This window comes from Xenorhabdus cabanillasii (assembly GCF_003386665.1).
Taxonomy (GTDB): Bacteria; Pseudomonadota; Gammaproteobacteria; order Enterobacterales; family Enterobacteriaceae; genus Xenorhabdus; species Xenorhabdus cabanillasii.
Genome location: NZ_QTUB01000001.1, coordinates 1,463,962 through 1,475,512, shown reverse-complemented (window position 1 = coordinate 1,475,512; position 11,551 = coordinate 1,463,962). Strand labels below are relative to the sequence as shown.

The 11,551-nt window shown below is 43.2% G+C and carries 11 protein-coding genes and 1 pseudogene; 6 read left to right on the top strand and 6 right to left on the bottom strand.

Translation table 11 applies throughout. From position 1 onward, the window contains the following. Nucleotides 1–47 precede the first annotated feature (47 nt). The 4 genes from lsrR to BDD26_RS07140 all read left to right on the top strand — a co-directional run bounded on the left by lsrR (nucleotide 48) and on the right by BDD26_RS07140 (nucleotide 4,405). A complete protein-coding gene (lsrR, locus tag BDD26_RS07155) occupies nucleotides 48–1,043 on the top strand; it encodes a transcriptional regulator LsrR (protein ID WP_115826008.1) in 996 nt (331 codons plus the stop codon). 111 nt (nucleotides 1,044–1,154) lie between these two features. Further along, the gene (lsrK, locus tag BDD26_RS07150; protein ID WP_170140383.1) at nucleotides 1,155–2,747 is read left to right on the top strand and encodes an autoinducer-2 kinase; all 1,593 of its coding nucleotides are present in this window, start codon (nucleotides 1,155–1,157) and stop codon (nucleotides 2,745–2,747) included. A gap of 108 nt (nucleotides 2,748–2,855) precedes the next feature. Next, nucleotides 2,856–3,860: an AAA family ATPase gene (locus tag BDD26_RS07145; protein WP_038269507.1), complete on the top strand. Its 1,005-nt coding sequence runs from the start codon at nucleotides 2,856–2,858 to the stop codon at nucleotides 3,858–3,860. Next, a complete protein-coding gene (locus tag BDD26_RS07140; RefSeq protein ID WP_115826006.1) occupies nucleotides 3,857–4,405 on the top strand; it encodes a hypothetical protein in 549 nt (182 codons plus the stop codon). The genes BDD26_RS07145 and BDD26_RS07140 overlap by 4 nt, the downstream gene beginning before the upstream one ends. Nucleotides 4,406–4,818: 413 nt before the next feature. On the opposite strand, the gene gorA is transcribed toward BDD26_RS07140, so the two are convergent. Further along, nucleotides 4,819–6,171, bottom strand: coding sequence for a glutathione-disulfide reductase (gene gorA / locus BDD26_RS07135; protein WP_115826004.1), 1,353 nt, complete (start codon nucleotides 6,169–6,171; stop codon nucleotides 4,819–4,821). A gap of 137 nt (nucleotides 6,172–6,308) precedes the next feature. After that, the gene (locus BDD26_RS07130) at nucleotides 6,309–7,151 is read right to left on the bottom strand and encodes a 23S rRNA (adenine(2030)-N(6))-methyltransferase RlmJ (protein WP_115827511.1); all 843 of its coding nucleotides are present in this window, start codon (nucleotides 7,149–7,151) and stop codon (nucleotides 6,309–6,311) included. Between the two features lie 222 nt (nucleotides 7,152–7,373). Between BDD26_RS07130 and BDD26_RS07125 the strand changes: the two genes are divergently transcribed. After that, nucleotides 7,374–7,721 carry a DUF1090 family protein gene (locus BDD26_RS07125; RefSeq protein ID WP_244922680.1) on the top strand — a complete coding sequence of 116 codons (348 nt, stop codon included), beginning with the start codon at nucleotides 7,374–7,376 and terminating at the stop codon, nucleotides 7,719–7,721. Between the two features lie 39 nt (nucleotides 7,722–7,760). Here BDD26_RS07125 and BDD26_RS07120 read toward each other — a convergent pair whose 3' ends face one another. Next, nucleotides 7,761–8,294 carry a hypothetical protein gene (locus tag BDD26_RS07120; RefSeq protein WP_115826002.1) on the bottom strand — a complete coding sequence of 178 codons (534 nt, stop codon included), beginning with the start codon at nucleotides 8,292–8,294 and terminating at the stop codon, nucleotides 7,761–7,763. A 384-nt stretch (nucleotides 8,295–8,678) separates the two neighbouring features. Here BDD26_RS07120 and BDD26_RS07115 point away from each other — a divergent pair, with 384 nt between their 5' ends. Then, on the top strand, nucleotides 8,679–9,347 hold the full coding sequence (locus BDD26_RS07115) for a helix-turn-helix transcriptional regulator (RefSeq protein WP_370700953.1): 669 nt from the start codon (nucleotides 8,679–8,681) through the stop codon (nucleotides 9,345–9,347). Here the strand turns inward: BDD26_RS07115 and BDD26_RS07110 are convergent, their stop codons facing one another. The 3 genes and pseudogenes from BDD26_RS07110 to BDD26_RS07100 form a co-directional block, all read right to left on the bottom strand. Further along, the gene (locus tag BDD26_RS07110) at nucleotides 9,348–9,743 is read right to left on the bottom strand and encodes a cupin domain-containing protein (protein WP_244922679.1); all 396 of its coding nucleotides are present in this window, start codon (nucleotides 9,741–9,743) and stop codon (nucleotides 9,348–9,350) included. 151 nt (nucleotides 9,744–9,894) lie between these two features. After that, a pseudogene (locus BDD26_RS07105) lies at nucleotides 9,895–10,101 on the bottom strand (contractile injection system protein, VgrG/Pvc8 family); the annotation flags it as partial. A 29-nt stretch (nucleotides 10,102–10,130) separates the two neighbouring features. Further along, nucleotides 10,131–11,474, bottom strand: a complete 1,344-nt coding sequence (locus tag BDD26_RS07100) for a VasL domain-containing protein (protein ID WP_115825998.1) — start codon at nucleotides 11,472–11,474, stop codon at nucleotides 10,131–10,133. Nucleotides 11,475–11,551: the final 77 nt, after the last annotated feature.

Sequence of the window (11,551 nt, the reverse complement as noted above, 5' to 3'; positions counted from 1 at the left end):
AGAGGCTTTCATGCTTAATTCTTTTCCAGGGGATTAAAGAAGTTGTTATGACGATCAAATCAAACAAGAAAAAATCAGTATCAGAGAAAGACGTGTCATCCGGGGAGTTTTATTATCCAGGAAACAGCATGAGTGAAGAAGAACTACTGGCACGTGTTGCCTGGTTTTACTATCACGATGGTCTGACACAAGGGGACATCGGTGAACTGCTTGGCCTGAGCCGCCTTAAGGTTTCCCGTTTGCTGGAAAAAGGGCGGAAATCCGGTGTGATCCATGTTCAGATCAACTCACGCTATGAAGGGTGTCTGGAGCTGGAGGATACCCTTAAAAAACGTTTTAACCTCAATAAAGTGCGCGTTATGCCAGACCTTGAAGGGATTAATCTGAATACCCGGCTAGGCACCGGAGCCGCTCATCTGTTGATGTCACTGATTGAACCTCACCAACTTTTGGCTATTGGTTTTGGTGAAGCCCCCATGTGTACTTTGCAGCATCTGAGCGGCTTTATTTCTTCCCAACAGATCCGGCTGGTGACGCTATCGGGTGGTGTTGGCCCTTATATGACAGGTATTGGCCAGCTTGATGCAGATTGCCCTGTCAGTATCATTCCTGCTCCACTGAGGGCATCAACCCAACAAGTCGCCACAACATTCCGCGAAGAACGCAGTGTGCGGGATGTGATACTGACCGCCTGTGCCGCCGATATCGCAGTAGTAGGCATTGGGGCAATCAACCAGAGACAACAGGCGACGATTATGCGTTCCGGTTATATCAGTGATGGGGAACAACTGATGTTTGGCCGCAAAGGGGCCGTAGGAGATATTCTCGGCCACTTTTTCAATACCGAAGGGGAACTGGTCGGTGATATCGACATTCATCAGGAACTGATTGGCCTTACCTTGTCAGAGCTGAAAACTATTCCGAACGTGATTGGTGTCGCTGGTGGTATTGAAAAAGCCGAAGCTATTGTTGCCACACTGAAAGGGGGCTATATCAGTTCGCTGGTCACGGAAGAAAAAACCGCAAGGGCTATGCTGATGTGATCGTCTACTCATTTATCCCCAACAGGATAGGGGATATCCCCTGTGCCATATCGTAGTCAGTAATCAACAACCAGTAGGCTAAGTAAGATAACGACAAACGAGGATAGCATCATGAACCAACGCACTCATGCTCACCCATCAGGGAAATATCTGATGGCGCTTGATGCAGGAACAGGCAGTATCCGTGCAGTAATATTTGATCTGGAAGGAAATCAAATCTCTGTTGGGCAAGCGGAATGGGTTCACCAACCAGTGCCGAATGTCGCAGGCTCAATGGAATTTGACCTGAAAAACAACTGGCAACTAACCTGCCAATGTATCCGGCAGGCACTGCAAAAAGCGGAACTACCCGCCAGTGCGATTCAGGGTGTTGCAGCCTGTTCAATGCGGGAAGGTATCGTCCTTTACAACCGCAACGGTGATCCCATCTGGGCATGTGCCAACGTAGATGCCCGTTCCAGTCATGAAGTCAGTGAACTGAAGGAGTTGTACAACAATACGTTTGAATATGATGTTTATCGTTATTCCGGCCAGACCTTAGCATTGGGCGCAATGCCTCGTCTGTTGTGGCTTGCCCATCACCGTTCGGATATTTATCGGCAAGCCAGTACCCTGACGATGATCAGCGATTGGCTGGCTTATATGTTGAGTGGTGAACTGGCCGTTGATCCTTCCAATGCAGGGACAACGGGCATGCTGGATTTGGTGAGCCGCGACTGGCGCCCAAACCTGCTCGAAATGGCGGGATTGCGTTCCGATATCCTCTCCCCAGTTAAAGAAACCGGTACTTTACTTGGATACGTAACAGACAAAGCGGCAACCGAGTGCGGTTTGAATAGCGGTACACCGGTTATTATGGGCGGTGGTGATGTCCAGCTCGGTTGCCTCGGTATTGGTGTCGTCAGACCTGCCCAGACTGCGGTACTTGGCGGCACATTCTGGCAGCAGGTGGTTAACCTGCCAGAGCCGATGACCGATCCCAACATGAACATCCGTATCAATCCTCACGTGATCCCCGGTATGGCGCAAGCAGAATCCATCAGTTTCTTCACCGGCCTCACCATGCGTTGGTTCCGTGATGCTTTCTGCGCGGAAGAAAAACTGATGGCAGAACGTCTGGGTATTGATGCCTACAACCTGCTGGAAGAAATGGCAGCGCGAGTTCCTGCCGGTGCATATGGTGTGATGCCCATTTTCTCCGATGTCATGCGCTTTAAATCGTGGTATCACGCTGCTCCCTCGTTCCTCAACCTGTCGATTGATCCGGAAAAATGCAACAAAGCAACACTATTCAGGGCATTAGAGGAAAATGCCGCTATCGTTTCAGCCTGTAACCTCGATATGGTTGCAGCATTCTCAGGCGTACAGCCAGATTCGCTGGTCTTTGCAGGCGGTGGTTCAAAGGGAAAACTCTGGAGCCAGATTCTCTCCGACGTAACCGGATTACCCGTAAGGGTTCCGGTTGTCAAGGAAGCGACAGCATTAGGTTGTGCTATTGCAGCCGGCGTCGGGGTTTCGTTGTACGATTCCATGCCAGAAACAGGGGAAAAACTGGTGCGTTGGGAACGGGAATATCAACCGAACTTCAGCCACCGAGAGGTTTACCAGAAAGCGAAGAAAGACTGGCAGACAGTATATGCGGATCAACTGCATTTGGTGGATGATGGGCTGACAACTTCGTTGTGGAAAGCACCGGGGTTGTGATTTCCAGTTGTAAATGAAATTTGTAAGCGAAAATTGGGCAAGTGTAGCGACTTGCTCAGTCATACTAAAGCCATTACTCTTACAAAAACAGCCAGGTAGGAGTGCGCCATGTTTACCACTTTAGAATTAACAAATTTTAGTGCCTTTAAGCAGGCAAAGTTTGAATTTGTTTCCGGAATAAACGTCTTTATCGGTGAAAATGGAACCGGTAAAACCCATTTAATGAAGCTGTTATATTGCGTGCAACAACAAGGGAACAATGAAGATAAGTTAAGACAGAAAATCGCGAATGTCTTTCGTCCAAGTGGTGGTAACGTTTCCAGACTAGTAGCACGCAAAAAAGGCTCGACCAGCGCATTGGTCAATATTACTTCACGTCGGTTTGAAAACACGCTTACCCTTAAGTTCGACAATACACGTCATAATAACTTTGAGGTAGAAGGTCAACTTAATTTATCTAATGAGCCTGTTTTTATTCCCGTAAAAGAAGTATTGTCCTTTGCGCCTGGGTTTATTTCACTATACGACAAATATGAACTGGCATTTGAAGAAATCTATTACGACATCGTAAAACAGGCTTACCTACCTGCCCGCAAAGGAATGCCACTTAAAGATGAGCAACCCTTGCTGGAATTAATTCGTAAAACAGTGGGGGGTCGTGTCAGTCTTCATGGAGAAGAGTTCCAGTTAACTTCGGGGAATTCTAAATTAGAAATTTCGTTGATCGCTGAAGGTCATCGTAAATTGGCGCTGATTTGGCAACTCATTCATAATGGTTCTCTCTTCAGTAATAACACCCTGTTCTGGGATGAACCAGAAGCTAATCTTAATCCCTCTTTAATGCGGAATGTCGCGAAAATACTCGTAATGCTCGCCGAACGTGGTGTACAAATCTTCGTTGCAACACATAACTATGCTTTTTTGAAAGAACTGGAATTTGCCAAGCAGCAAAACACCCCTATACGTTATTTTGCGCTAGAAAAAACCAAACAAGATGGTGTGATAAAACATATGTTTGAACAATATAAGGATGTGACACCCAATAAGATTGCTGATGAATATTTACGTCTGTATGACCTTGAAATTCAAAATTCATTAGGGGATGCAAGATGACAGCACAAATGCATTCTGAGTGGATTGAAGGTGATCTGTCTTTCGATTTTTCTAAAGCGCAATCAGTAAGAAAACTAGACAAAGAAGGTTCTGAGGGACATGGTCTCAGCCATTTACTGAAATCTGTCGATTTTGTAGTCGAATGGTCAGACTACCTTTGGTTAATAGAAATAAAAGATCCTGAAAATGGAATGATCCCTGACAATTGTAAAGAAAAAGAACAGAAAAAGTTCCGTCATAAGCTACAAAGCGACGAACTTATTAATAACGATTTATTTCCTAAACTACGTGATAGTTTAATCTATCTCAGTTTAGATCAAGGCGTAGTAGACAAAGCCATGCGATATATCACTCTTATTGGTTTATCATCATTACAACCTGCCGAACTTTTTGGTTTACAACACAAACTCTGGCATACCGATTGGGTAAAAGGCCCAAAACGAGGATGGAAAAAAGCTTTTGAAGTACATTTTATGACTGTACAACAATGGAACAGAGCACTCCCTCAATGTCCAATAATAAGAAAAAGCGAAAAAAATACCTAATCATCAATAAAAATAAAAAAATGCTGAAAGAGAGAGGGATCATCTGGCAATTAACAACAAAGCAATTACCTCATTTTTTATGATTCTCAATATGCTCCGCAGACCATCTTTTCTCGAACCGAGATAGATAATTGAGGTACAGAACGAAATATAAAATATCGTACAGTGAATCTCCAAAAAAGTAACCAAGATATGTTTCCTGGCAAGCAAAGATAGGCAATTACATAAATTTATTTACAGGGTCCAATACTTGGTTAAAAGGTTACAAGATCCATCACTGGTAGCCTATAGGAAGGTGCCAGCATCATAGTCCTACTTATAAGTATTCTGGGTTTTAGGAGAAAATTATCCATAAAAAAGCCAGAACGATTCTGGCCTTTTCAGAAATAAACAAGATTCTTTACATCATCTCGCTATCTCATCGTCACAAACTCTTCTGCCGCAGTAGGGTGGATTGCAACCGTATTATCAAAATCCTTTTTCGTTGCCCCCATTTTCAGGGCAACTGCGAAGCCTTGCAGGATCTCATCCATACCGAAACCAATACCGTGGATGCCTGCAATTTTCTCATCTTTACCCACACAAACCAGCTTCATACGACATGGCTGACGATATCTTGTCACAGCGGTATACATCGCGGTAAATGATGATGTATAAACTTTCACCTGGCCATCACCATATTGCTCTCTTGCCTGTGGTTCTGTTAAACCCACAGTGCCAATTGGCGGATGGCTGAATACGACTGTTGGCACATTGGTATAATCCAAATGTTCTTCCGGCTTATTGTTAAACAGGCGTTCCGATAAACGACGACCTGCTGCAACCGCAACCGGCGTCAGTTCCACCGCTCCCGTGTTATCACCCACGGCATAAATACCTTTCACATTCGTATTCTGGTATTTATCGACCTGAATGCACCCTCGCTCATTCAGCTCAACACCTGCTGCCGCCAGATTCAGATTATCCGTCACTGGCTCACGTCCAATCGCCCAAATCAGCGTATCAACTGTCTGTACCCGGCCATCCTGCAGTTGCAGCGTCAAACTGCCATCAGCGTTTTTAATCACCGCTTTCGGTATCGCTTCCGTATGCAATGTCGGCCCTTCATTTTTGATAACTTCCAACAACGTATCGACAATCAACGGATCGAAAGAACGTAATGGCGCATGTTTACGAACAAAAAGATGGGTTTCACTTCCCAATGCATTTAAAACACCCGCAATTTCCACAGCGATATAGCCTGCACCTACGACTGCAACACGTTTTGGCATTTCATCCAGTTCAAAGAAACCATTTGAATCAATACCATACTCCGCACCGGAAATAGCAGGGAACATTGGACGACCACCCGTCGCAATCAAGATATGATCAGCCGTAATTTTTTCGCCATTTACTTCAATTGTCTTTGCATCAACAAAACGTGCGAATCCCTGAATAACATCCACTTTATTGTTACCCAACACACGTTCATACGACATATGAATACGATCGATATAGGAAGAACGGCTGGCAATCAATTTCTTCCAGTCAAAATGATTTACTGTTGTATCAAAACCGTAATCAGAGCCATATTGATGAATAGATTCCGCAATCTGCGCGGCGTGCCACATCACTTTTTTCGGCACACACCCCACATTAACACATGTTCCACCTAATGCTTTTGCTTCAATCAGGGCGCATTTCTGCCCATACATGGCTGCACGGTTAACGGAGGCGATACCACCACTGCCACCACCAATTGCAATATAATCGTAATGTTTACTCATCTTAGGCACTTCCGTCTAATCAATTAACTTACCGACTACAATTTAAGCGCAAATCATATTATTACAAAAAGTTATCACTGTGCATGACGATTCTGGCTCTCATTGTCATAGGCCAGAGCTATCAAACCAATGACACCTTATTCCGGCACAATCCACTCTACTAAAGTATGCCCCGTACCTTCAGGAACCAGTACCTGATGCAGCCATGGCAGAACAGACCGCATCTGCTGTTCCAACTTCCATGGTGGGTTGATAACAATCATGCCGGATGCTGTCATACCACGCTGATCACTGTCTGGACGCACACCGAATTCAATCTTCAAGATATTACGGATCCCCGTCGCCTCTAGTTCTTTAACCAGACGCTTAATCCGCTGACGAAGCACAACCGGATACCACAACGCATAAGTTCCCGTCGCAAAGCGTTTGTACCCTTCCAAAATACCTTTAACGACACTCTGATAATCTGATTTCAATTCATAAGATGGATCGATCAGCACCAATCCACGACGAGTTTTAGGAGGTAATTTTGATTTCAATTGCTGATAACCATCTTCACGCACAACACGAGCACGCCTGTCACGGGAAAACTCGCTGCGTAATAAAGAAAAATCGCTTGAATGCAGTTCACTCAGATTAAGCTCATCGTTTTCCCGTAATAAATGACGGGCAATCAACGGAGAACCAGGGTAGTAACGCAGAACACCATTCTGATTCAGCGCCTTAACAACTCTCATATAAGCGCTTAACTCTTCAGGAATATCATCACGTTGCCAGATACGAGCAATACCTTCCAGATACTCACCCGTACGCTCGGCATGCTCTCCACTTAATTGATAACGACCCGCGCCTGAATGAGTATCCAAATAAAGAAAAGGCTTCTCTTTTGTCTTAAGCGATTCAATGATCAGGCTTTGTACAGTGTGTTTAAGCACATCAGCGTGATTGCCCGCATGGAAACTGTGACGATAACTTAGCATTCGATTTTCAAACCCCAGGAGAGAAATATTGGTAACTTGCCTGATGCCAATCAGGCAACAAAAAAGCATTATGCCTCATTCTCGAAAAAAAAGATAAAAGCCTTCATCCTCCCCTGTCGGTTGTAACGATGGTCGAATTTTCAGGATCAAATCCAGATCAGCATATAAAATTTTGGATAATTACTTAAAACCATATTAGGATAATTCATGAAGTCGAAGATTATGATCTTATCTGTATTGATCGTTTTCAGTATGAGTATTGCCTATGCAACCCCCAGTAAAGCTGGATGTGAGGAAAAAAAGAAAACATTAGAAAAACAACTTAAGTATGCAAAAAATGATAAGGATAAAAGATTAATTACCGGGTTAACCCGAACGCTGGAAAGCCTCAATGCAACTTGTGAATGGGAAAGACGTTTAAAAAACCCGCAAGAACAACCTCCAGTACATCAAAGTAATTCGGTTTCTGATATTCCATCAAATAAAGTTCACTCCTCAAAAAGTTCACGCTCCCGCTCTGAATACAAAACAAAGAATAAAACTAAAAAAGTGCAGACCAAAAAGAAATAATAGGACTGCACTGAAGCACCAACCAATAACTGAATATATTTACAAGTTTTTTTCCTTAACCTGCTGTGGATTGGAAGGAGATAACTTGTAATAAACTTTATCACTTGCAGGAGGCTTCTTTTCAATTTTCATTGAAAGAATCGCGTTATCCTTAGAGATGACGTAATAATTTAAATAATTTCCTTTCCCATCATAAGGATACTGAAAATCCGGTTTCAGAAATTTTTTCTCATAAGATTTTACATAGGGGTCATACTCATCTTCATAAACTACTCGTTGATTTCTGACAAAGATAATTTTATAAAAAAGGCTGGCCTTTCCTGTAAATGCAGCCCCAATGATATCCTCAATATCTTTATGATCCATTCCCTTATCCAGGATATACATTTTATCCCAGTCAAAGGATGCGATTTTATTCATATCAATCAGACAAGCAGTATTCTTCTGACAATGTTTATCTGCATAATCGATAATACTCAACTTACTGTTACTGGCAGATAAAAAGAAAATGACAATGCTCAATATTAATGCAAGTGCGACGATATTATTTTTGTTGACAGCATGGAAAAACATCATTCCCCCTTCATAATCAAATTTGATATGAGAAAACGGTTTTGGAATGTTACAAATTCACAAGATGTTACAAGAATATAACTTCACTTATGGAGATAGCTCCACATTATCCACAAAAAGCGACTACGCTACACTGCTACTTCATGTCTTAACTGAGGGCTTTATAAGGTAACAAATTAACCTCTATTGTTATTATTTTCAGCATAAAAAGCACTATGCAGGGGGTGCTATATGCAAAGGAAAAGTATATTAAGTCTACTAACAATTTTTCCGGTTTCAAATAGAAAAATATGGTAAACAAATAATAAATGAGACGAATTGTTGCTAATGTAGTTTAGTGGTGATTTTGAGCTAATTAAGCACATTAAATTTTCTATAGAAAAGTTGATTAATCCGCTGATAAAATTTTGGGAAATTAGTAATGAGCCATGGGGTGCGAAAGATCACACCTCGAAATTTATATATGCTAATAAAAAGTATCATGAATTACTTTCCCTTCCTAAAGGATATGATGTAGAGGGCCATTTTGATGGTGAACTCCCGGCATCTACTGCAAATTTTCAGGATGAATTTCAGAAACACGACAGAAAAGTTGAAACTTTATTAGATCGGGTCACCTCTATTGAAATTCATCCTTTTCAAAATCTCCCCTATCTTCAGCCATGGTATTTCGATAAATATCCATTAATTGATGAAAATGGGACATGCAGAGGAACTATTTTCCATGGAAGACCAGTAGATACTATAACACTAGAAAAACTAAGCAAAATAAATATGCAAACATCATTAGTTTTTACACCCCCATCAGCGTTTTTTAGCAAAAGAGAATGGGAAATAGTATTTTATATTCTGCAAGGTTTCTCCACTAAAGATATCGCTGAAAGACTATTTCTGTCCCACAGAACAATCGCCAATCACATCCAAAATGTTTATCAAAAAACAGGGGTAAAATGTAAGAAAGATTTGGTTGGATATTGTTATGAAAATAACATAGCTAACTATATCCCTGAAAGCTTTTTCAGGGAATCACAGTCTATCACTTTTGCAAAATAATTATTCACATATATCTGCAAAACATACCCTATCATGGGATAAATGGGACTCTGGACATAAAAAAATTAATTTTACATTTTCATAAGCGACAAGTTGATGTGCTGTATTTGGATAAATACAAAAAATACACCCCTGGGAAAATCGCTTTTTTTGGACATCATGAACCTCATTATCTAATACTTCACCTGTCCATATTTCTCCTTCACCAGAAAGTATTATATACCATTCATCTCCACTACTGTGATTATGGCAGCCAACTCTCTTTCCTGCATTGATAAACGTAGCATAAGCGTTTAGTCCTTCTTTTTTTATAATATGCCTGACAGAAATACCAACAGCATCATCTTTGATAGCATCCTCTGTAGAAAAATTAGCAAACTCTATCACAATTAACATCCTTATATTTCGAATGAGTATTTTTTACTCTTTGTTAAGCTAAGTATTCAAATTTAACATTTATGCATATGTAAAAAAACAAATTTTTAAAGATTACAATCACGCCGTCTCATTAATTTTAAAATATTACTATTTTTTACCTACACCAGGGAAACCCGATGTTACCCTGCTCAAAGTAGGATACAATCCCCGTGATGCTACGTTGTTCAACGCCATCCTGCAAAATGGTCAGTGTGGCTGTGCGATCCAGTACTGTTGGAAAATCGATAGCCGGATCAGCACTCGCCAGTCCTACATTCAGGTTGAATGGTTGGGAAAAACCTTCATTCAAAGTGAAGTCAGTAACAACAAAGGTCTGTATGTCTCCCTGGTTTATTCGCCACCGGCTTATTTGGCGGTACGGTCACGCTGTTCAGTCACATGACGCAGGCGGTCATAACGGCCGAGCAGCGCGTTAAAACGGTCATCGATTCCTTTCATCAGTACAGGCGGAACAGCTTCACCCTTTTCCACATGAGTGCTCAACTGGCGCAGCAGCTCTTCCAGTGGTACTTCGCTGCCGTGGCTGCGCTGGATGTCGTAAATGGCAGTCTTAAGATAAGAGAGGGTAAAACTGCCACGGGTGCGCTCCTGCAACAGAATTTTGTCTGCCAGTTGCTGGAGTTGATCACGAGTGGTGTACCAACTGCCTTTCAACGGTACGCTGTCAATACGGGCAGTCATTTGTTGTTGCCAGTTACGGGTGGCGTTAACCTGCTCTGCCGATTGGGGCCACTGTTTCTCAGCGATTGTTGTCACTGTCCGGGCTGCGTCCCATGTGGCGAGCGGAGATGTCTCTGCCAAACGATCAAGCTGAAATGAGTAGTCTGCTAAGGCCGGCTGGTACAGCCACGCCAACCGTGAACCTGCCGGTTGTTCTGTAATGGCATTCAGTTGTTGTTGCAGCGGCTTGTAGAGCAGCAACCAGCTCCCTATCAGTACCAATATCCCCAGCAATGCCCCAAGCCCAAATCCCTGCCATGCTGTCAGGCCACGCGGCGGTTGTTCAGGAAACTGTACTTTGACCCTCTGCTGGTTATCCGTCGGAATACTTTCAGGATACGGCGGTAGAGAAGATGATGATGTTTCCGGCTCTGATTCGGATTTGGACAGGTAGACCAGTGGTGGCATCTGTACCGGCTGTTGTACCGGTTTCGCGGCCTGCCGTGGTTTCTCCAGTTTTTTCGCCGCGTTCTGGAAGAACCACAGCAAGTTCTCCACTCTCGGCAGACGTTTCAGATCGGATTGCTGTAATCGGTCGATAATCAACTGGAGTGCCCGTTCGGCACGATAAATCATCCGCAGGTCACTGGCGGCAAAATCCAGTTGCCGCAGTATGCTACCGGTACGGTTGTGGAACCATTCCAACAAATCAGTACGTACCTGCGGTTGTGGCGGCCACAAGGCATCCCACTCACTGACGATAACACCCGCCAGCAATTCACAACCTTCAGTGAATCCCGCCAGCCCATTCAGCTGCATTCTGGCTAATGTGTAATAAATTGCCGTCTGCAAATCGACGCCATTGGTTTTGAACAAGGTCAGTGACAGCGATTCCACCAGCATCCAGTTCACTTCCGGTTGCGACGGGTGACTGGTTTTGTTGATTTCATCGCGGATAACCGCGAATTCCGGCAGGTTCAATGGACTGCCGCCCGCCCGGATAATGAGATTTTCAGGGTGCCCGCTCATGTCTGTTTTTTCTCCTTAAAAAAAACCCCTGCCCGAAGGCAGGGGGAGGTTTTGCTTTCAAGACTTACCCACACCTT

Bases quoted from the DNA above. Each gene is read 5' to 3' on its own strand.
- gorA (WP_115826004.1), bottom strand. From the start codon at position 6,171: ATGAGTAAACATTACGATTATATTGCAATTGGTGGTGGCAGTGGTGGT.
- BDD26_RS07110 (WP_244922679.1), bottom strand. From the start codon at position 9,743: ATGTTAATTGTGATAGAGTTTGCTAATTTTTCTACAGAGGATGCTATC.
- BDD26_RS07100 (WP_115825998.1), bottom strand. From the start codon at position 11,474: ATGAGCGGGCACCCTGAAAATCTCATTATCCGGGCGGGCGGCAGTCCA.
- lsrK (WP_170140383.1), top strand. From the start codon at position 1,155: ATGAACCAACGCACTCATGCTCACCCATCAGGGAAATATCTGATGGCG.
- BDD26_RS07145 (WP_038269507.1), top strand. From the start codon at position 2,856: ATGTTTACCACTTTAGAATTAACAAATTTTAGTGCCTTTAAGCAGGCA.
- BDD26_RS07130 (WP_115827511.1), bottom strand. From the start codon at position 7,151: ATGCTAAGTTATCGTCACAGTTTCCATGCGGGCAATCACGCTGATGTG.
- BDD26_RS07140 (WP_115826006.1), top strand. From the start codon at position 3,857: ATGACAGCACAAATGCATTCTGAGTGGATTGAAGGTGATCTGTCTTTC.
- lsrR (WP_115826008.1), top strand. From the start codon at position 48: ATGACGATCAAATCAAACAAGAAAAAATCAGTATCAGAGAAAGACGTG.
- BDD26_RS07125 (WP_244922680.1), top strand. From the start codon at position 7,374: ATGATCTTATCTGTATTGATCGTTTTCAGTATGAGTATTGCCTATGCA.
- BDD26_RS07120 (WP_115826002.1), bottom strand. From the start codon at position 8,294: ATGTTTTTCCATGCTGTCAACAAAAATAATATCGTCGCACTTGCATTA.